21 protein-coding genes are annotated in these 20514 nt (G+C 61.0%); 10 read left to right on the plus strand and 11 right to left on the minus strand.

From position 1 onward, the window contains the following. Nucleotides 1–27: 27 nt before the first annotated feature. Both AC1DWZ_RS13045 and AC1DWZ_RS13050 read right to left on the minus strand, forming a co-directional pair. Nucleotides 28–1071: an alpha/beta fold hydrolase gene (locus AC1DWZ_RS13045; RefSeq protein ID WP_477169326.1), complete on the minus strand. Its 1044-nt coding sequence runs from the start codon at nt 1069–1071 to the stop codon at nt 28–30. Then, nucleotides 1052–1624, minus strand: a complete 573-nt coding sequence (locus AC1DWZ_RS13050; RefSeq protein ID WP_477169327.1) for a hypothetical protein — start codon at nt 1622–1624, stop codon at nt 1052–1054. Before AC1DWZ_RS13050 ends, AC1DWZ_RS13045 begins: the two co-directional genes overlap by 20 nt. Before the next feature lie 239 nt (nt 1625–1863). On the opposite strand from AC1DWZ_RS13050, the gene phaR reads away from it, so the two are divergent. From phaR to AC1DWZ_RS13075, 5 genes are all read left to right on the plus strand, one after another. After that, nucleotides 1864–2523, plus strand: a complete 660-nt coding sequence (gene phaR / locus AC1DWZ_RS13055) for a polyhydroxyalkanoate synthesis repressor PhaR (RefSeq protein WP_477169328.1) — start codon at nt 1864–1866, stop codon at nt 2521–2523. A 134-nt stretch (nt 2524–2657) separates the two neighbouring features. Further along, a complete protein-coding gene (locus AC1DWZ_RS13060) occupies nt 2658–3461 on the plus strand; it encodes an alpha/beta fold hydrolase (RefSeq protein ID WP_477169329.1) in 804 nt (267 codons plus the stop codon). 28 nt (nt 3462–3489) lie between these two features. Continuing rightward, on the plus strand, nt 3490–4377 hold the full coding sequence (locus AC1DWZ_RS13065) for a DMT family transporter (RefSeq protein WP_477169330.1): 888 nt from the start codon (nt 3490–3492) through the stop codon (nt 4375–4377). Then, complete coding sequence (locus AC1DWZ_RS13070) at nt 4374–4955, plus strand: gamma-glutamylcyclotransferase (RefSeq protein ID WP_477169331.1); 582 nt, start codon at nt 4374–4376, stop codon at nt 4953–4955. The genes AC1DWZ_RS13065 and AC1DWZ_RS13070 overlap by 4 nt, the downstream gene beginning before the upstream one ends. 28 nt (nt 4956–4983) lie before the next feature. Beyond that, the gene (locus AC1DWZ_RS13075; protein WP_477169332.1) at nt 4984–6264 is read left to right on the plus strand and encodes an NAD(P)/FAD-dependent oxidoreductase; all 1281 of its coding nucleotides are present in this window, start codon (nt 4984–4986) and stop codon (nt 6262–6264) included. Here AC1DWZ_RS13075 and AC1DWZ_RS13080 read toward each other — a convergent pair whose 3' ends face one another. Continuing rightward, nucleotides 6265–6519 (minus strand): TfoX/Sxy family protein, encoded by a 255-nt coding sequence (locus tag AC1DWZ_RS13080; protein WP_477169333.1) that lies wholly within the window; start codon nt 6517–6519, stop codon nt 6265–6267. A 240-nt stretch (nt 6520–6759) separates the two neighbouring features. On the opposite strand from AC1DWZ_RS13080, the gene AC1DWZ_RS13085 reads away from it, so the two are divergent. The 3 genes from AC1DWZ_RS13085 (at nt 6760) to AC1DWZ_RS13095 (ending at nt 10400) form a co-directional block, all read left to right on the plus strand. Continuing rightward, a complete protein-coding gene (locus AC1DWZ_RS13085) occupies nt 6760–8190 on the plus strand; it encodes an aldehyde dehydrogenase family protein (RefSeq protein ID WP_477169334.1) in 1431 nt (476 codons plus the stop codon). A gap of 137 nt (nt 8191–8327) precedes the next feature. Further along, a complete protein-coding gene (locus AC1DWZ_RS13090) occupies nt 8328–9758 on the plus strand; it encodes an aldehyde dehydrogenase family protein (protein ID WP_477169335.1) in 1431 nt (476 codons plus the stop codon). Between the two features lie 9 nt (nt 9759–9767). After that, nucleotides 9768–10400, plus strand: a complete 633-nt coding sequence (locus AC1DWZ_RS13095; protein ID WP_477169336.1) for an FMN-binding negative transcriptional regulator — start codon at nt 9768–9770, stop codon at nt 10398–10400. A gap of 19 nt (nt 10401–10419) precedes the next feature. On the opposite strand, the gene AC1DWZ_RS13100 is transcribed toward AC1DWZ_RS13095, so the two are convergent. Next, nucleotides 10420–11304, minus strand: a complete 885-nt coding sequence (locus AC1DWZ_RS13100; protein WP_477169337.1) for a DUF2167 domain-containing protein — start codon at nt 11302–11304, stop codon at nt 10420–10422. A 116-nt stretch (nt 11305–11420) separates the two neighbouring features. Here AC1DWZ_RS13100 and AC1DWZ_RS13105 point away from each other — a divergent pair, with 116 nt between their 5' ends. After that, nucleotides 11421–12365: a ketopantoate reductase family protein gene (locus AC1DWZ_RS13105; RefSeq protein WP_477169338.1), complete on the plus strand. Its 945-nt coding sequence runs from the start codon at nt 11421–11423 to the stop codon at nt 12363–12365. A gap of 76 nt (nt 12366–12441) precedes the next feature. Here the strand turns inward: AC1DWZ_RS13105 and AC1DWZ_RS13110 are convergent, their stop codons facing one another. The 5 genes from AC1DWZ_RS13110 to AC1DWZ_RS13130 form a co-directional block, all read right to left on the minus strand. Beyond that, a complete protein-coding gene (locus tag AC1DWZ_RS13110; protein WP_477169339.1) occupies nt 12442–12678 on the minus strand; it encodes a DUF2798 domain-containing protein in 237 nt (78 codons plus the stop codon). A gap of 214 nt (nt 12679–12892) precedes the next feature. Beyond that, nucleotides 12893–14074, minus strand: a complete 1182-nt coding sequence (locus AC1DWZ_RS13115) for an iron-containing alcohol dehydrogenase (RefSeq protein ID WP_477169340.1) — start codon at nt 14072–14074, stop codon at nt 12893–12895. A gap of 186 nt (nt 14075–14260) precedes the next feature. After that, complete coding sequence (locus AC1DWZ_RS13120; protein ID WP_477169341.1) at nt 14261–14485, minus strand: DUF6434 domain-containing protein; 225 nt, start codon at nt 14483–14485, stop codon at nt 14261–14263. After that, nucleotides 14482–15369, minus strand: a complete 888-nt coding sequence (locus AC1DWZ_RS13125) for a DMT family transporter (protein ID WP_477169342.1) — start codon at nt 15367–15369, stop codon at nt 14482–14484. The genes AC1DWZ_RS13120 and AC1DWZ_RS13125 overlap by 4 nt, the downstream gene beginning before the upstream one ends. A gap of 106 nt (nt 15370–15475) precedes the next feature. Further along, nucleotides 15476–16483, minus strand: coding sequence for a TauD/TfdA family dioxygenase (locus AC1DWZ_RS13130; protein WP_477169343.1), 1008 nt, complete (start codon nt 16481–16483; stop codon nt 15476–15478). A 206-nt stretch (nt 16484–16689) separates the two neighbouring features. Between AC1DWZ_RS13130 and AC1DWZ_RS13135 the strand changes: the two genes are divergently transcribed. Further along, entirely contained in the window at nt 16690–17106 is a 417-nt protein-coding gene (locus AC1DWZ_RS13135; RefSeq protein ID WP_477169344.1) for a GFA family protein, read from the plus strand. A gap of 17 nt (nt 17107–17123) precedes the next feature. Here the strand turns inward: AC1DWZ_RS13135 and AC1DWZ_RS13140 are convergent, their stop codons facing one another. Then, a complete protein-coding gene (locus tag AC1DWZ_RS13140; RefSeq protein WP_477169345.1) occupies nt 17124–17747 on the minus strand; it encodes a glycoside hydrolase family 25 protein in 624 nt (207 codons plus the stop codon). 271 nt (nt 17748–18018) lie between these two features. Beyond that, a complete protein-coding gene (locus AC1DWZ_RS13145) occupies nt 18019–20382 on the minus strand; it encodes a PAS domain-containing hybrid sensor histidine kinase/response regulator (protein WP_477169346.1) in 2364 nt (787 codons plus the stop codon). Nucleotides 20383–20514: the final 132 nt, after the last annotated feature.

The raw sequence follows: 20514 nt of genomic DNA on the forward strand, positions 1-20514 counted from the left end.
GAAACCTTGGGCGATGCGCGGGCGTTTTCATGCCTGAAGATGGCGTTGCATCCAGGCCGATAATGGCTGCCACACTTCAGGTGCTGCCGATCGCCCCACCATCATGCCGATATGCCCGGCACTGGGCACCAGCTCATCCGCCTTCTTGAACTGGCGGGTGAGGGCGCGGGAACTTTCCGGCGGCACGATCCGGTCGGCGCTGGGAATGACATTCAGCACCGGCCGCGTCAGGTTGCCGGGATCGACCACGACATTATCGATCTTCCAGCGCAGATTGGTCGGACTGTTCTCGCCATACCAGCCGGTAAAGCATTCGCGCGCCACGGGAGCGGACAGGCTGATCCCGTCATTGAGCCAATCCTCCAGCGCCACGAACCGCCTGGCACTGTCGCTCTGCTGGTCGAGTGTCCCGAAATACTGGAATTTCTTCAACACCTGAAAGGGATCGAGGCCGGAGAAGAAGGCCTGCAGCATATCGACGGGCAATTCGCCCAGCGCCTGCAGCACCGGCTCCAGCTGCCTGCCGATCTGTCCCATCATCTGCGCATGGCCGATATTCTCGGCATGGAAATCCCACGGTGTCGCAAGGCAGATGAGGCCGGCGATTTCCGCCTGCTTGCGGAGCGCCAGGCCCAGCGCCAGATTGCCACCCATGCAATAGCCGACCAGGAAGATCGGTCCGCCCGGCTCGCGACGCACCGCTTGCAGGGCAGCTTCCAATCGCCCGGCAATATAATCGGTGAGGTTGAAGCTGCGTTCGAGATAGCCCGGCGCGTCCCAATCCACCACGAACGGGTCGTAGCCATTGCCATCCAGCCAGCGCAGGAAACTCGCGCGCGCTTCCAGATCGAGCACGTAATAGCGATTGACCAGGGAGGGGATGACCAGCACCCGCGGCCGCCTGGCTTTTTCGTCCCGCTGCGTGCGGTAGTCGCGCAGCTTGGTGGTACCCTGGTCCCACAGAATGGGGGCAGGTTCCATGTCGCGGTGGGCTGGATGCTTGCGATAGGCCTCGATGCCGGTCAGCAATTGGCCGAAGCGGCGGCGTCCCTCAATCTGCAGGGCCGCCATCAGCGCCGCCGGATCCGTCTTTTGGATCTGGGGCCCTAGCTGCGCGAGGCTTTCTTGCAGTTTTGGGCTTAGCCGCTGGTTTGGGTCTTGCGCCGGATTGCTGCTGTGCGAGTTCGCCAAGGCGCTGCTCAATGCCGGCAAGGCGGCGGCTGAGTTCGTCCAGGTCGCGGCCGCCAGGCCCAGATGCTGCGGCAGCGGTCTTGGCCCCAGCCTCCGCGCTGGCCGATTCTGCCGCGGCGGCTGGCTTTCCGTTTCCGGCATTGGGGTGGCCTCCCTTGAACCAATCCTGCGCCATCCAATCCTGGGCCATCTTGGCCCAGATCTTGGTCATGTCCATTTCCTGGCCGGGAATCGGGCTGCCCATTTGCCCCAGCTGGCTCAGCCACATGCCGGGCAGCGGCATGGCGGCCATCAGCCGGGCCGCCTGGGTGGCGATGTCCGGGTTGGCGGCCACTGCCGTCAGCTGGTCCTGCCACAAATCCAGCAGGCGCCGCGCCAGTTCCTCGAGTTCCGGGGCATCCGCCCCAGCTTGCTTTCCCGGTGTTTCAGTCATTTAGGGACTATAGCCGCTGGGCGGGCCGCTGGGAACCCAGCCTATGCCGCGGCTGCTAACACCAGGATGATAAGTCAGGATGACAAGCCAGGTTTTCGGACGTTTGCATTGCAGCGACCGCATTGCCATACGACCCCAATCTAGTGCTATGCTGCACACAGGCGCCAACCTGTTTCGTTAACGTTGCTGCATCGCGCAAAAAAATGGCGCTAAAAAGTCTGTACGCAGGGGAGTGAAGAATGGCTGTGCCAGGTGACCAAAATAAGGGCGACCAAGCAAAATCAGGCGACAAGTCGAACCCGGTCCGCATCAAGAAATACGCCAACCGCCGTCTCTACAATACGGCGACCAGTTCTTACGTGACGCTCGACTATCTCGCGCAAATGGTGCGGGAAGGTCTCGACTTCACGGTCGAGGACGCGAAGTCGGGTGAAGACATCACCCGCTCGGTGCTGACCCAGATCATCGTCGAAGAGGAATCGAAGGGGCAGAACATGCTGCCCATCAATTTCCTGCGGCAGCTGATCAGCCTTTATGGCGACAATCTGCAGTTCCTGGTGCCGGGCTATCTTGAGAAGAGCATGGAGAGCTTCGGCGCCAACCAGGATCAGATCCGCGCCTACATGAAGGAAAACTTCGCCAACGTCCTGCCGATCGACCGGCTGGAAGAGATGTCGAAGCAGAACATGGCCTTCTTCCAGCAGGCCATGAGCTTGTGGAACCCGTTCAAGGTGGGCTCGACCGGTCCCGGCATGCCGGGCATGCCAGGCGCTGGCGAACCCAAGGCCGATGCTGCTCCGGCACCACGCGGCGAAGACCTCAACGATCTCAAATCCCAGATGCAGGCGTTGCAGCGTCAGCTCGAACAACTGACCAAGGCCGGCCAGAAGGCCGACTGACGGCGTTTTTATTCGTCATGCCCGGGCTTGACCCGGGCATCAGTTTGCAACTGGCGGGCAGCCGATCCAGTCGCACCGGATCCCCGGGTCAAGCCCGGGGATGACGAATGAGATGGCAGGAATGACGGAAAACCATGCGCGCGAAGATCAACGGAACCGAGCTTTTCATCGCGGTATCCGGACAAGACGACAAGCCGGCCCTCATCCTCAATCATTCGCTGGCAACCAGCCATGAGATGTGGGGCCTGCAGCTGCCGATCTTCGCGCGCCACTTCCGCGTCGTCGCATTCGACATGCGCGGCCATGGGGCGAGTGCTGCACCATCCGGTGCCTATACCCTCGATCAGCTGGCCGATGACGTGGTCGGTGTCGCCGATCACCTGGGGTTGAATCGATTCAATTATCTCGGCCTTTCCATCGGCGGCATGATCGGCCAGGTGCTGGGCGCCCGCCATGGCGCCCGGTTGGGCAAGCTCGTCCTCTCCAGCACGTTGATGGGATCGGTCGATGCCGCAGGTGCCAAGGCCTGGGACGAACGCAATGTGACCGTGAAGGCACAGGGTGCGGCCAGCCAGATCGACGGCACCATGGCGCGCTGGCTGTCGGCCGATTTCCAGAAGGCGGCTCCCTATACGTCGCAATGGATTCGCAACCTCATTGCAGCGACACCGGCCGATGGTTATGCCGGCTGCGGCGAGGCGATCAAGGTGATGAACCTCACAGCGGAAAAGCTCGGCACCATCAAGGTGCCGACTCTCGTTATCGCCGGTGAAAAAGATCCCGGTGCTCCGCCGGCGATGGGTGCCCAGATCGCGGCAGCCATTCCAGGTGCGCAATCTTTCGTGCTGCCGGGCGGTTATCATCTGTGCAATGTCGAGTTCCCGCATGTGTTTGCCGAGCGCGTGCTGACTTTCCTGCTGGGCGGGGAAAATGGCTGACGGGCCTAGCCCTTTGACAAGCCGGCCCGTGACGCACAAGCCCACCGCACCCGCCGATAACAATCTGTTGCGCAGTGTGCCCGTGGTGTTCGTCCTGCTATGGGCCACGGGCTTCATGGTGGCAAAATACGCCATTCCCTATGCTGCTCCCTTCACCATCCTCACCATCCGCTTTACCATCGCCAGTGCGATGATGGCGGCGATCGGGCTTATCTTCGGTGCGCGCTGGCCCAAGACCTTCACCGAAATCCGCCATATCGCCATCACTGGCATCCTGCTGCAGGCGGTCTATCTCGGTGGCTGTTACGCGGCCATTTACGCGGGTCTCCCCAGCGGCATGGTGGCGCTCATCGCCGGCCTGCAGCCGATCGTGACGGCAGCGCTCGCCGGCCCGTTGCTGGGCGAACGGTTGCGCCCCTTGCAATGGCTGGGCGCCATGTTGGGCTTCCTCGGCCTCACCATGGTGATCTGGCACAAGCTGGTCTTCGATGCCGGGCATTTCTGGGCCTTGTTCTTCGCCTTCGTGCAATTGGCCGGCATCACGGCGGCAACACTCTACCAGAAACGCTTCAGCCCGAATGCCGACCTCAAGGCAGGAGCGGCCATCCAATATGCCGCGGCCTGCATCGTGCTATTGCCGGTCATGCTTTATCTCGGTGTCGGTGACATCAACTGGCAGCCGCAATTCATCTTCGCCATGGGCTGGATTGTCATCGTGCTGTCGGGTATTTCGATAGCACTCCTCACCTGGATGATCCAGCGCGGTGCTGCTTCAAAGGTCGCCAGCCTCTTTTACTTGACGCCGCCGGTGGCGGCCCTTGGTGGCTATTTCATGTTCGACGAGCGGCTGGATGCGCTGGCCTTTTGTGGCATGGGTGTCGTGGCGCTGGGCGTGTTCCTGGTGAACCGCAAATGAGCGAAGCCGAGATGATCGAGCGGCGCCGCTACCGGCCCAATCCCGGTGAAGACCTCCATGTCTTTGCCTATGGCTCGCTGATGTGGCGTCCGGACTTCCCCTTCGTCGATATCCAGCCGGCCACCCTCTACGGCTATCACCGTGCTTTCTGCATCACCTCGACCCATTATCGCGGTTCCGAAGAACGCCCCGGCCTCGTCCTGGGGCTCGATCGCGGTGGCCAATGTCTGGGCCGTCTCTATCGCGTGGCGCCGATGGACGCCGAGAAGGCCGCCGATTATCTGCATCGCCGCGAAATGGTGACGGGTGTCTATATTCCGCGCTTGCTCAAGGTTCGCCTAAGCGATGGTCGAGATGTGACAGCGCTATCTTTTGTCGCCGACCGGAAACACGCGCAGTATGCCGGCAAATTGTCGGCGGAAGAGGTGGTGTCGAAGATCCGTGACGCGGTTGGCATTGCCGGTCCCAATATCGATTATCTGCGCAATACCGTGCTGCATCTCGATGAAATGGGTATCGGCGATTGTGCGCTGCACCGCATTTTGCGCATGCTCGACGGGCTCAAAGACGCTACATAGGACCGCATCTCCCCGTCTCGAGGAAATCATGGGTCCGTTGGAACATCCGCAGAAATCCTATTACGCCGCCAGCGCCAATCCGTTTGCGCGCTTGGCCCCGCTGGCAGGCACCGTCACCGCGGACGTCTGCGTCATCGGCGGCGGTTTCACCGGCCTCTCGGCAGCCCTTCATCTTGCGGAACGCGGCTACAAGGTCGTGCTGTTGGAACAAGCGCGCATCGGTTGGGGCGCCTCGGGCCGCAATGGCGGGCAGATCAATCTGGGCCTGCGCAAGGGGCCGGAAGAATTGTTGGCCGCGTTCGGCGAAGCGCGCGCAAAGATGCTCTTCGACATGAGCGAAGAAGCGCGGCAGCTGATTGTCGACCGTGTTGCCCGGCACAAGATCGCCTGCGATCTCAAGCCCGGCACGCTCCATGTCGCCAGCAAGGCACGCGACCAGACCTGGATGGAAGAGGAGGTTGCCTGCCTCGAGAATGTCTATGGCTATAAGGGTGCGCGCTTCCTCGACAAGCAGCAGACTCGTGCCGAGCTCGGTTCCGATATCTTTCATGCCGGCGTGCGCGACAGTGGCGGTGGCCATCTCCATCCCTTGAACTACGCGCAAGGGCTGGCTTTGGCTGCAATCGCTGCAGGTGCCACGCTCCATGAACAAAGCCACGTCACGAAAATTGAGAAGGGTGACATCAACCGAATCGTCACGACCGGTGGCGAGGTGTTGGCCAAATATGTCGTCCTGGGCTGCAACGCCTATCTGGGCGATCTGGAGCCGCGCATCGCCGGCAAGATCATGCCGATCGCCAACTTCATTGTCGGCACCGAGCCGCTCTCGGACAATGAAGCGCGAGAGGCCATCACCCACGATGTCTGCATCTGCGACACCAAATTCGTGGTCAGCTATTGGCGCCTTTCTGCCGACAAGCGCATCCTGTTCGGCGGTGGCGAACGCTACAACACGCAACCGCCCGCCGATATCGGCGCCTTCGTGCAGCCTTACCTCGCCCGCGTCTATCCGCAATTTGCGGAGAAGCGCATCGATTACGGCTGGGGTGGCATGCTGGCCATCACGGCATCACGGCTGCCGCATTTCGGGCGCATGGGAAACATCTTCTTCGCTCATGGCTATTCGGGGCAGGGCGTTGCCACCACGGGTCTTGCCGGCAGGCTCATTGCAGAAGCTTTGGCCGGCAGCGCCGAACGTTTCGATGTCTTCTCCGCCATACGTCACCAGACCTTCCCCGGCGGTACCCTGTTACGGCATCCGCTGCTGGTCGCCGCGATGTTGTGGTACGCGCTCAGGGATCGGCTCTGATCAGGCGGCTGCTTCTGCCTTCAGTGCAGCTTTGAGATCTGGCGGCAACTTGTTCCAATGGCAATCGTGGATTGCACCCGCCAGCGCATAAAGCATCGTCAGGGAAATGTGGCGGGGAAATACGTGCTTCAGACGGCGATAGGCTGCAACAGCCCCCAATTCACGTAGGGCCGCTGCATCCTCGATCCCAACGTCTCGCAGCTGCCGTACGCTGGCTGGGCCGAGATTCTTGAGTGCCAGAAGGCTATTCGTCATACCGGAGAATTAATCACACCATTCTCGGTTTTTGCAATATGGCCGCAGCAACATTGGGTTCTTGCATCCAACCGCGAGCAGGCGATATATTTATAAGGATATAACGAAAATCACCAGACCACGATTCACTGAGCAGCCGGGCCAAAGTGCCGCATGAAGGGCAGGCGGACTCTCTGCTAATCTTGTCCCTAGCCAGGCGCCAAATCCTCTACGCACATCACCATTCGAAGGAATCATAAAATGTCCAATCATCAGAAGTTCTACATCAATGGCGCGTGGGTCGATCCGGTGAAGCCGGCTACACTGGATGTCATCAATCCCGCCACCGAAGAGGCGTACACCAAGATCTCTGTCGGCACGGCTGCGGATGTCGACAAGGCAGTCGCCGCCGCCAAGGCAGCCTTTCCGAAATTCTCCCAGACCAGCAAAGCCGAACGGCTGAAGCTCCTGAAGCGCATCCTCGACGTCTATAACGAGCGCGCCGAGGACATCGCCAAGGCCGTCTCCGATGAAATGGGAGCACCCATGAGTTGGGCCCGAGATGCCCAGACCTGGGCTGGCCGTGTCCATCTCGAAGCGACCATCGCTTCCTTGGAAAAATATGAATTCGAGAGCCAGCGTGGCACCACTCGCATCGTCAAGGAAGCGATCGGTGTCGTAGCACTCATCACGCCCTGGAACTGGCCGCTCAATCAGATCGTCTGCAAAGTGGCGCCGGCCATCGCCGCCGGCTGCACCATGGTGCTGAAGCCGAGTGAAATTGCGCCGATCAGCGGCATCGTGTTCACGGAAATCATGCATACCGCCGGCGTGCCGGCTGGTGTCTACAACATGATCAACGGCGACGGTCCGTCGGTCGGCCAGGTGATGGCAGGGCACAAGGACGTTGACATGGTGTCATTCACCGGCTCGACCCGCGCTGGCATCATCGTGGCAAAGACAGCAGCCGACACGGTGAAGCGTGTTGCGCAGGAACTGGGTGGCAAGTCGCCGAACATCATCCTGCCCGATGCCGATTTCGAACTGTCGGTGAAGAAGGGCGTCGAAGGCTGTTTCGGCAATACCGGCCAGTCCTGCGATGCGCCGACCCGCATGCTCGTCCCGCGCGCCCAGCACGACGACGCTCTTGTCATTGCCAAGAAGGCCGCTGAAGCCCACAAGGTCGGCGACCCGAAGGCCGATGACACCGTCTTGGGCCCCGTGGTCAGCGAGATCCAGTTCAACAAGGTGCAGGGGCTCATTGAAATAGGCATCAAGGAAGGCGCGACGCTGGTGTCTGGCGGCACAGGTCGTCCCGAGGGCCTCAATCGTGGCTACTATGTGCGCCCGACTGTCTTCGGCAATGTTACCCGCGACATGACCATCGCCCGCGAAGAGGTCTTCGGCCCGGTCCTCGCCATCATGCCCTATGACAGCGAAGAGCAGGCGATCGATATTGCCAACGACACGGTCTATGGCCTCGCAGCTTACGTCCAGTCGAAGGACATCAACCATGCCCGCAAGGTCGCTCGTCAATTGCGGGCCGGCCAGGTCAACCTCAACTATCCGGACTGGGACACTCACGCCCCGTTTGGCGGTTATAAACAATCCGGCAACGGCCGCGAATATGCCGATTGGGCGATCCACGACTTCCTGGAAGTGAAGGGCATCGTCGGCAACGGCGTGGAGTAAGACTCTGCCGGGGTTCGCGGTGCGGACCCCGGTGCTCTCAATCGTCACATGCCCGCCATGATAATTGGGCATTTTGGCGACCGGCCGGAATGCTGTATTTCAGCCCCATCCTGAGACTTGGTGAGGAAAGTGCTGTCATGTCCAATGAACTGAAATTCTACATTAACGGCAGCTGGGTTGATCCGGTAACGCCAGCGACACTCGATGTCATCAATCCGGCAACCGAAGAAGCCTTTACCAAGATTTCCATGGGCGCCGCCGCCGACGTCAACAAGGCCGTGGCTGCCGCAAAGGCTGCTTTCCCGAAATTCTCCCGCACCGGCAAGGCCGAGCGCCTGGCATTGCTGCAGCGCATCCTCACTGAATACAACAAGCGCTTCGACGACATTGCCAAGGCGGTCTCGGATGAAATGGGCGCGCCGATGTCGCTGGCCACGGATTCGCAAGCCTGGATCGGCCGCGCGCATCTCGAAGCCACCATCAAATCCCTGGAGACCTTCGAGTTCGAGGAACAGCGCGGACCGACCCGCATCGTCAAGGAAGGGATCGGCGTCGTCGGCCTGATCACACCCTGGAACTGGCCGTTGAACCAGATCGTCTGCAAGGTGGCGCCGGCCATCGCTGCCGGCTGTACCATGGTGCTGAAGCCCAGCGAAGTGGCGCCCATCAGCGGTATCATCTTCGCCGAAGTGATGCATGCCGCTGGTGTCCCGGCCGGCGTCTTCAATCTCATCAACGGCGATGGTCCGTCGGTGGGCCAGGTGATGGCCGCCCACAAGGATGTCGACATGGTATCCTTCACCGGCTCGACCCGCGCCGGCATCATCGTCGCTAAGACGGCGGCTGAGACCGTGAAGCGTGTGTCGCAGGAACTAGGCGGCAAGTCGCCCAACATCATCCTGCCCGACGCCGATCTTGAAGCGGCCGTCTATAAGGGCGTCCAGAATTGCTTTGGCAATAGCGGCCAGTCCTGCAACGCGCCGACGCGTATGCTGGTGCCGGCAGACCGTCACGACGAAGCGCTGAAGGTCGCCAAGAAAGCCGCCGAGACCCACAAGGTCGGCGATCCGAAGGCGGCCGACACGGTCCTTGGCCCGGTGGTAAGCGAGATCCAGTACAACAAGATCCAGGGCCTCATCGAAACCGGCATCAAGGAAGGAGCGACGCTGGTCACCGGCGGCACGGGCCGACCGGAAGGCCTCAACCGCGGCTACTATGTGCGCCCGACCGTGTTCGGCAATGTGCGCAACGACATGACCATCGCCCGCGAGGAAATCTTCGGTCCCGTGATCGCCATTATGCCCTATGACAGCGAAGAGCAGGCAATCGAGATCGCCAATGACACGGTCTATGGCCTGGCTGCCTATGTGCAGTCGAAGAATCTTGATCACGCCCGCGATGTCGCGCGCCAGCTGCGTGCCGGCCAGGTGAAGATCAATTATTCGACCTGGGATGCCTACATGCCCTTCGGTGGCTATAAGCAATCGGGGAACGGTCGTGAATATGCCGATTTCGGTATTCACGACTTCCTCGAAGTGAAGGGCATCGGCGGCTACGGCGAGGCCTGAGGCGGGCCGATGTATACCCCCGCCCATTTCCGCGAAGAGCGCCTGCCGGTTCTCCATGAGGCGATCGGGCAGACACGGCTCTGCAATCTGGTGACCTTGGGCAGGAATGGGCTCGAAGCCAGTCACATTCCCGTTCTGCTGGAGCCGGAAGAGGGGCCGAACGGCACCCTCTACGGCCATCTCGCGCGCGGCAATCCGCAATGGAAGCTGGTCGACAAATCCATCCAGGCCCTGGCGATCTTCATGGGGCCGGACGCCTATGTCTCGCCCTCCTGGTATGCCGAGAAGGCCAGGAACGGCAAGGTCGTGCCGACCTGGAACTACGTCACCGTCCATGCCTATGGCGATCTCGATTTCTTTGACGGCAAGGACCGATTGCTGGCGCTGGTAACCAAGCTCACGGAGAAGCATGAGGGCAAGCGTGCCGAACCCTGGGCGGTCTCCGACGCGCCGCCGGACTACATCCAGGCTCACCTCAACGGTATCGTCGGCTTCAAGCTGCCCATCGCCCGGATCGAGGGCAAATGGAAGATGAGCCAGAACCGGTCGCTGGATGACCGGCAAGGTGTCGTCGCTGGCCTCGGGCAGGAAGAAGGCCCGCTTGAGGCCGCTGTGGCCGATATCATGGCCAAGGGCCTCTAACACCGCCCTTCACCGCTCCTCACGACCGCCGAAAGAACCTCTTCACCGCCACGCGGATGCCAATAAGTGCCGGGATGATGAGAATGGCGAGTTTCTTGCCCGCCACGGCGAGGAAGGCAATCGCTGCGGCAAATAGCCCTTTGCTGAGCTTGACACCGGCTACCGCCGCAACCAGCCCGGCAATGCCATAGGCGGCTGTGTGGTCGCCGGCCTGATAGTCGGCGTAACGGTGGCCCTCGTCATAGCTGTGGCTGTCGAGCGCCAGGCCCAGGGTTGCCGGCCCGCTGGCCTTGAACAGATCGAGGTCGCCGACCCAGGTGACTTCATGATGGCCGCCGCGGCCTAGCTTCACCGCGACCGCATTGACCCAATGATGCTGCTCGTTGCCCATTTCCACCACGTACCGCGCGACATGGGTAATGGGATTATAGCTTGGCTCTTCGATCCAGCCGATGACCTCGAACGCTTCCTGGCCGTTGGCGGCGCGGTCGGCGTTGGAGGCATGCTGGCCTTCTTTCATCTGTTTCAGAAAATCTGCCGGATCGATATCCGACCAATCGCCATCGGCGACATAGCCATCAGCGAAATATTCGAAATCGATCTGGCCGTGACTGGCCTCGTCATAGAGGACGGCTTCCGTTGCCGGAAACTCGATGCCGTTATCAAGAAAGATAAGGCGCTGTGCGTCGGCGCCGAGCAGGACGTTGAAGCCCTGGGGCAGGCGGATATGGCTGTTGGAGCCGGGCAGCGCATAATCCTGCGCCGTATCCTGCCATGGCAGCGCCTCATATTCCTTGGTGAGGGCCGCCTCGTCCTTGGGGTAGGGTGCCTGGTCGGCCTGGGCGGGAAGAGCCATGAAACCGATGCCGATGGCCAGCAGAAAGCGGCAAAGAAGTGTGCTCATGGAATATCCTATAAGTTGTAATTCATTTGATATATACACCATAATAATACGGCCGCCAAGAGTTGGCCTGAGGCTCTCATCCGCGTAAGCTCGGAATCTTAATGGAAGGACTCGGCATGAAGATTCTGTTCCTGGGCGCTGGCGGCGTGGGCGGCTATTTCGGCGGGCGGCTGATCGAGGCCGGGGGCGATGTGACCTTTCAGGTCCGCCCCAATCGGGCGCAGCAATTGGCGGCAAACGGCCTGGTCATCAAAAGTCCGCTCGGTGATGCCAAGGTGCCGGCCAAGACCATCGAGCAGGCCCAGGGCAGCGGACCCTTTGACCTCGTCGTCGTCAGCTGCAAAGCCTATGACCTCGGTCCTGCCATCGAGGCGATCGCCCCGCATGTCGCTGCCGGTGCGGTCGTGCTGCCGCTCCTTAACGGCATGCGCCATCATGACGACCTGCGGTACCGCTTCGGCCCGGAGCAGATGATCGGCGGCATGTGCCAGATCGAAACTACGCTCGATGCTGGCGGCGAGGTGATTCATAAGAGCCAGTTCGCGCGCCTCGTGTTCGGCCCGTTCGAGGAATATCCGGCGAGCACTCATGTCCAGCGAGTCATCAGCGATTTTGCGGCCCTGGCCGAGACCGCCGGTTTCTCGTCGAAGTTGATGGATCCGGTCGACCAGGCGCTGTGGGACAAATGGGTCATGATCGGCACGCTGGGTGGTATCACCACCTTGATGCGTGGTGCCGCCGGCGACGTGATGGCCACCAAGGAAGGCCGCGAACTCATCGAGGAACTGCTGCAGGAGGCGATCTCGGTCGCCACCGAGAACGGCTATCCCCCCAGCCCCGATTATCTTGCCAATGCGCGCAAGCTGCTGATGGCGCCGGGCTCGACCTTCATGGCCTCGATGCTGCGCGACCTGGAGAAGGGCGGCGCCATCGAAGCCGACCATATCATCGGCGACATGTATCGCCGCGCCCACGAATCCGGCCACGACGCCAACGTGCTCCGCATGGTCTATTGCCATCTGCAGACATATGAAGCGCGGAGAGCGCGGGGCGGCTTGTGAACACTACGCCCCTCGCACCGTTTTCCCGGCGCGAGGGGCATTTGTGACGTGAAACAGCGGCATTTCGCCGCCCGCCTCAGGTCTCCACCAAGGCGCTGATGATCCTACGAACGGCCGGTAGGACGCAGAGAAGGACTGGGAAAGCGACGGCCCAGGAGAGGGCCCATGCCTTCAGCCATATCTGCAGCAGGTCGGGTTGCCAGCCGCTCGCGCGCAAGACACTGATCGCGGATACGACGCAGGTCATCAACATGGAAAGGATCAGCGGCATAAGCAAACCCGCAAATCGTTTCGGCAGTTTCGGCATTGTCATTGAGAATGCTCCGTAAGCTTGCCGGAGCACGTCAGATTAAGACGGGCTCGGCAGGTGAGCGTTGCATCACGTTAACGCTTACGGGCGACTTCGATCGAAGCGGCTCAGAATTTCTATATAAAATGATTTCGGTTGGCAACAGATGAAAAAAAGCGGCCAGGCATTGCCTGGCCGCTCAATATGGATCGCCTCGGACGACTGAGGAATGCGTCGCTTACGCCGCCAACGTACCGTTCAAACCGTTGACGAAGATGGCGCCCAATTCCTTGGCGCCGACCTTGATCGGGTTGCCGCCGGCAGAGGGGTCTGCTTCCGCCATCTTGGCCACTTCGTCGATACGCTTATCGTCGACGCCGATCTCTTTCAGCGTGTGCGGGATCTTGATTTCCGTGCGCAGGTCGAGAATCCATTTCTGCACGGCGCCGAAGCTCGGATTGGCGAGATTGAGGAAGCGGGCGAGGCGCGTCATGCGCTCGTCGATGGCCTTGCGGTTGAAATCGAGCACATAGGGCATAATTACCGCATTGGTGAGGCCGTGATGCGTGTTGTAGAGCGCACCCAGCGGGTGGGCGATGGCATGCATGCCGCCCAGGCCCTTCTGGAAGGCGGTGGCGCCCATAGTGGCCGCGATCATCATGTTGGCGCGGGCGACCAGGTCCTTGCCGTCCTTCACTGCCTTGGGGAGATTCTCCTGGACGAGGCGCATGCCTTCAAGTGCCACGCCATCGGCCATCGGGTGGAAGCCCGGGGCGCAATAGGCTTCGAGGCAATGCGACAGCGCATCCATGCCGGTCGCGGCCGTGACATGGGCCGGCAGGCCTACGGTCAATTCCGGATCGTCGATCACGATCGAGGGCATCATCTTCGGGTGGAAGATGATCTTCTTGGTATGCGTGCTCTCATCGGTGATGACGCTGGCGCGGCCGACTTCCGAACCGGTGCCCGATGTGGTGGGCACGGCGATGATCGGTGCGATGCCCTTGGGGTCGACGCGAGTCCACCAATCGCCAATGTCTTCGAAATCCCAGATCGGGCGCGTCTGGCCGGTCATCAGCGCGATGGCCTTCGCGGCATCCAGCGCCGAACCGCCGCCAAAGGCGATGACGCCGTCATACTTGCCGTCGCGATAGACCTTGAGCCCGTCTTCGACATTCTTGCCGACCGGATTACCCTGCACTTCGGAAAAGAGGCCAGTCGGGATGCCGGCCGCCTCGTTACGCGCAATGGCATCCTTGATCATGGGAAGGCCGGCTAGGCCCGGATCGGTCACCAGCAGCGGGCGCTTCATGCCTAAGGCCTTGCAATGGTCGGGCAATTCCTTGATGCGGCCGCAGCCGAATTTCACCGATGTGGGGTAGTTCCAATTGCCCTTCAGGGCGGCGGCATCCTGGCTCATGGCCTCTTGATCCTCGGCTGGGTGGGGTGATGTCAATTCGGGCCGCATTCTAGCCTTGTTTCCCTGGAGTAAAAGGGGGGATTTGCGGGGGAATCCGTGGCGAAAACTTGCTCTTCAAGACCCCTCTCCCTAGCCCTCCCCCACGTTGGGGGGAGGGCTAGGGAGAGGGGGTGGGCCGAGTTCACTCTACCTTTGCCGCCGCTTCCATTCCTCGACCGCATCGCCCATGGTCTTGGGCCTGCCGTCCTTCATCCACGCCATGAACGGGCGGTCGAATTTGAAATCCTCGCCGCATTGTGCGGTGAAGAAGCGCCGCACATTCTGCGTGTTGCGGTAGGATTCCGTCACCAGCGTCGCCCGCGTGATCTTCCCGCCATGCCAATCAAAGACATTTTTGGCGAATACGGTCATGCAACCTTCGCTTTCCGTTCGCCCAGCATCACGATGACGCTGGAGAGGACGATGAGCACGCCGCCGATGATGCCGGTGTGCGTCGGCAGATCGTGCCAGATGAGATAGCCAAGGATCACCGCCCAAACGAGGGCGGTATATTCCGTGGGCGCGATGACGGAGGCCGGCGCATGGCGGAAGCTTTCATAGAGCAGATATTGTCCCGACCCGCTGAGGAGGCCCAATGCCACCATCAGGCAGCCGCTGAACAGATCCGGCGTCTGCCACAGGAATGGCATGGTGGCGCCGCAGAAGAGGGCGAAGGCACCGTTGGTGAAGATCATCTGGTTGATGGTGGCCTCGGCATGCATGATCTTGCGCACCAGAATGGTGGCCAGTGCCCAGAAGCTCGCCGCCACCAGCACGAGGAGCGCCGGCCAGAGCTCAGGCCGGCCCGTGGGATTGGCCGCGATGGCGACACCGATGAAGCCCACGATCACCGCCGCCCAGCGCGCCCGTGTCACTGTCTCGCGCAACAGGAAAATCGACAACACCGTGACGATGATGGGTGCCGCGTAATAGAGCGTCACGAGATCTGGCAAGGCGAGATGTTTTGCCGCGTTGTAATAGCACAGCCACGCCCCCAGCATCAGGCCGGCACGAATGCCGAGGCCGAGCTTGTTACGGCTCCTCACCACACCCATGATGCCGGCCTTGCCGCCAACACTGAAACTGATGATCGAAATGGTAAGGCTGCGCACGAACAGGATCTGGAAGATCTGGTAATCATGCATCACCAGCCATTTCACGATCGCATCCTGCCCGGAGAAAATGCCGTAGCCAAGAATAGCGAGGATGACACCCCATTGAACGTTCTCGGTGGGCTTGGCGGTGATGAGGGTCAAGATTGGTTCCGGTCACAATGACTCATGGCAATAGAGTCGTCATGGTCCGCCTTCGCGGACCATGACGAGAAGGGAGCACATTAAAAGTGCAGCGCTACGATTCTGTTCACGCCACATTTTCCTCCGCATACATCCCGTCATTCCCATAATACCGCCGAAGATTGGCGTCGATCGGGCGCGCGTCGTGCGCCTTCAGCCATAGGCGCAGCAGCAGGCGGCGGCGGTCTTCCTCCGGGAAATCCTCGAACGATGTGCGCGAGTGCAGCGTCGTGTAATTGTTGATGAAGGAGCATTCGCCGGGTTCCAGCTGAAACTCATAGACCAGATCCTCGCGGCCTGTCGTGGCATCGAGACAGGCCAGCGCCTCTTTTTCAAGGTCGGTCGGCGGCACACCCAGGGCCGCGAACGCGTCCTCGATATATTTATAGCCAAAGCAGATGCTCAAAAGACCTTCGGCGACGCTGAACACCGGCACGCGGTACTCGGTGATGGGCGGCTCGCCCGGCGCTTCCTCGCCGTTCCAATGCACGCGGAAACCCTTGAACAGGACATCGAGCAGATCGGGCCTGGCCTTCAGGATCTCGTTATAGACGCTGACGGCACTGACCAGCCGGCTGAGGCCGCCCGTCTTAGCCTTGCGCATGCACAGCAGGCCGACGATGTCGTCGGAATCGGTGTGCATGCGGAGCTCTGCATTGGAGCGATAGCCCCGGTTGATCTTGCCGGGCTGCGGCACATCGGCGACGTAACCCAGCCGGTCGCCCTTGCCGCTCTGGATCACGGGATGGCCGAAATACTGGCCAAGCCAGCCGTAAAGCAGGCCGATCTCATCCAAACTGTATTTGTCGACCGGCCAGCCGCGGATGATCACGATACCACGGCCGCGGGTCAGGGTCCGGGCGATTGCCTGGATGTCGTCGTTGATGGCGGGGAAGTCATAGGCCGATTTACCGATCGCACGAACGCCGAGGCCCTCGTTGCGGGCGTAGAGGATGGCGTCATCAAAGGCCTTGAGGTGGCGCGGCCCCAGGTCGAAGGCAACCTGGTCCTTAGACGTTATGTCGGCACCTTTCCAGGCGGCTTCGCCCAAGATCGGCTGTCGCAACACGCTCATGATGGAACCTTTCCCCGCAATCCCACATTTCCCGCTAACATGGACTCTACCATGACCCGGCGGCATGAGGCTTGTCGAGCGCGGACCGGACGAACCCGCGCAAAGCAGCCTTGCGGCGGTGGCATGGGGTGGCTTCAATGCCGAGAGGCTATGATTGGGCAGGTCATAGCTGGGCAGGCCAAAATTGGGTGAGGGGGAGAAACGCGATGGGTAGCGCACCGGAAATTGTCGCCACCAACCAAAGCTACGAAGGCGGCTGCGACTGCGGCGCCCTGCGCTACCGCGTCACCGGTCCCGATTATGACAGCGGCATCTGCCATTGCCGCATTTGCCAGCGCACCAGCGGCGCGCCGGCCCAAGCCTTCGCCCGCTTTCACGCAGACCAGTTCCGCTACATCAAGGGCGAGCCCGCCATCTATTTTTCCAGTGAGCACGGTCAACGCGAGTTCTGCACGCAATGTGGCAGCCAGCTGCTCTATCGCGGCCGGCAGGCGCCCTTCGATGTTGCCCTCAACACGCCGACCCTCGACGATCCCGAAGCCTATCCGCCCCGTGCCCATGTCTGGCGGCGGAGCCGCCTCTCCTGGTTCGAAACAACGGATGCTTTGCCGCGGAAGGAATGAGGTAGCGCCGACCGCGATCAGGTGCCCCAGAAGGTGGCCAAATCCTTGGCCGATCCGTTGAATTTGTCCCGGTCGCAACGGCCGATGCCTTCGACCTCATGTGGCCGTGGTCCCACGGCACCATCCGTGTACTGCCACATTGTCCATTTCGACCAGCAAGGGGGAACCACGGGGGTCGGCCCGTATTGCGCCAGCCAGAACCAGCATTTCGATAAAATCGGATCGATGGTCGTGCCCAATTTGGCTTTGATGGTATGCCCGCTATAGAAGCCGGGAAAGCGGCCCAGCTTCGATTGGACATGGACGACGAAGGCCCGTGCTTCCTCGAGCGTCATGCTGGTGCCGGCATGATTGTCTTCAAAGTCGAGCACGACAACGGTCTTCTTGGTCGGTTTGACGGTTTCGAGAAAGTGAACGGCCTGCGAGACGCCGTTGGCGCCGGTCCCGAAATGGTAGGCGCCCAACAGAAGACCGTTCTTGGCAGCAGCGGCACCATTCGTGGCAAATGTCGGGTCGACAAAAGTCTCACCCTGTGTCGCCTTCTGGATCACTCCCAGGAGACCGTCGGCTTTCGCCGCAGCAAGATCGACGGTGCCGTTGTGGTGCGAAAGATCGACAACGCTGTTGATGATGGTTGGCATTTGACGCCTCCTTGATATGGGGTTCTTCGGTCGCCGCAGCCCGGTTTTGCTGCAGGTCTTTCTTCTGCCTTGACTTTGCCGGACGGCACGTCGCGACCGTCAGGATGACCTGCCGCGGTGCCATGCCGCAGGCCCCGACCGCCCGTGGTGATGCTTGGCGCTCTTGCGCCTGTTGTGTTCCAAAAAGGAGAATTTATAACATATGATACAACTAATCATATGTTATGTAAATAGACCGTCTCGCGATCTGTATCCTGTGGATCGGGCGGCTCTATCTCTCCAGCAGGGCCCTGATACTCTGCGCCAGCTCTGCCTTGCGGAAGGGTTTGGTGATGAGCGGGCCGATTGCCAGGACACGGCTCAATTGTTCACCGGCACCGGTGAAGCCGGAGGTGAACAGGATACGGAGGTCGGGCCTCAACGCACGCATCGCTTCGGCGAGGTCGGCGCCGAACATGCCGCCTGGCATGATGACATCGGTGAACACCAGGGCGATGTCGTCGCGTTGGCGCGCGATCTCCAGGGCGCGCGGCCCGGTCTCGGCGAGGAGTACCTGATAGCCGAGATCCTGTAGCTGAGTGCGCACCACCTGCCGTACTTGGGCATCGTCTTCGACCACCAGGATAACCTCGCCATTGCCGCGCGGGTCTTCCACCGGCGTGGCTATCGCTGCGTTGCTATCGAGGCCTGGGCGGAAGCGCGGCAGATAGAGTCGCACGGTCGTGCCGTGGCCGATCTCGCTATAGATTCTGACATGCCCACCTGACTGCTTGACGAAGCCATAGATCATGCTGAGCCCCAGTCCGGACCCCTTGCCGACCATCTTGGTGGTGAAGAATGGATCGAACACGCGGCCGATGATATCCGGGGCGATGCCGGTACCGGTATCTGAGACCGAGACACAGACATAGTCGCCTGGCCTCGCGTCCGGATTGTTGTCGCAATAGTCCGCCGCCAGCGTGCTGTTCTCGATACTGATGGCGATGGTGCCGCCCGATGACATGGCATCGCGGCTGTTGAGGGCGAGATTGAGCAAGGCTGTTTCGAGTTGGTTGGGATCCAGGAAAACATCCCACACGCCGGTTGCCTCGACATGGTGAAAGTCATACTGCCCGCCCAATGTGCGTCGCAGCAAGCGCACCATGCGGGCCACCACATCTCCCAGATTCAGTTGCTGCGCCCGCATGTCCTGCTGCTGCGAGAAGGCCAGCATCTGCTTGGTCAGTTCCGCGCCACGCAGGGCAGCACTCAGCGCCAATTGCACCTGTTCCTGCATGCGTACCGGCAATTCCGTTGCTTCCGATAGCATGTCGAGATTGCCAATCACCACCGCCAGCAGATTGTTGAAGTCATGGGCGATGCCGCCTGTCAATTGACTGACGGCATCAAGTTTCCGCGCATGCGCCAGTTGCAGGTCGCGTTGCCGCATTTCCGTGACGTCGAACAGGAAGCCATGAATGATGTGCTGGCCGCGCGCGATACGCTCATTAGCCAACACGTCGCGCACCCAGACGGTCCGGCCGTCACGATGCGCCATGCGATACTGCGTCTCATGGTCGTTTTGCGTGGCGGCATGCGGGTCGATCTCGTGAGACACGCTGTCCCAATCCTCGGCAAAGGTCACACGCTCCCAGAAGCCGAGTTGCAGCCACTCGCTTTCTTCATAGCCAAGCAAGGCACGGGCTCTGGGGCCGACCGATAGAAAACGCTGCTGGACGAGATCCCAGGTATAGGCAACGACATTGGCGCGGTCGATCAGATGACGGAACTTGCCTTCAGCTTCGACCAGTTCGGATTCCACCCGCGCCTTCTCTTGACGAATAGCCTCGACCGCCACCTCCTGTGCGCGCCTGGCGCTGATGTCGCTGACGATGCCTGTGATGACAGCGCCCGACCCGGCCTCGGCTCGGTCGAGGGTTAGTTCCAGAAGAACGGGTGTTCCGTCTGCCCGTCGGCCAATCGCTTCGATGGTTTGACCAAGCAGCGGCTGCAGGCCGAATTTGATCAGGTGCTTGAGGCCGCGCTTGCTCAGCCGGCGATAGGGAGGCGCCATCAGCATGGTCGCCGGCCGGCCAAGGACACCATAGGCACGATAGCCGAAGATGCGTTCGGCGGCGCGGTTGAACGAGCTCACGATCCCCGCCTCGTCGACGCTGACGATGCCCTCTGCAATATTATCGACGATCATGCGTTGCCGCGTGTCCTGCACCTGCAGCACGTTTTGCGTGGTGATACGAGCGGTCACGTCCAGGATGGTGCAGACAACCATGCCTTCGATATCGTCGAAGAGCGGGTTGAGGCCGATTTCGACCACGAACTCGCTGCCATCCTGCCGCCGCGCCCGCAGTTCCTGGCCGCTGCCCATGGGGCGTGCGTGCGGCGTTTTGACGTAGTCGGCGCGGAAAGTAGCGTGGAGGTCACGCAGTCGTTGCGGCAGCAGCGTGTCGACGGGGCGGCCAACTAATCCCGTCTGCTCATAGCCGAACATGTTGTTGGCTTGTTGATTGGCTGCGCGAATGAGACCGTCGCGATCGACGACAATCACCCCGATCGGCGCCACGGCGAGAGCCTCGCGCAGCCATTTCTCCGGGTCGAGGGGATTTTCCCCCGCGCGATCGCGGTCTGACTCGGTCATGCACCACCCCCGCAACCGCGTCCACTCGTTACGCGATTAGATCATAGTCATTTTTACCTGTCATCGGGAAACGCTGCCCAAGGAAATGCTGCCCGGGGAAACGCTGCCCGGGGAAACGCTGGCGGGGCATCC

It is taken from the genome of Dongia sp. P2_B8 (genome assembly GCF_056404715.1).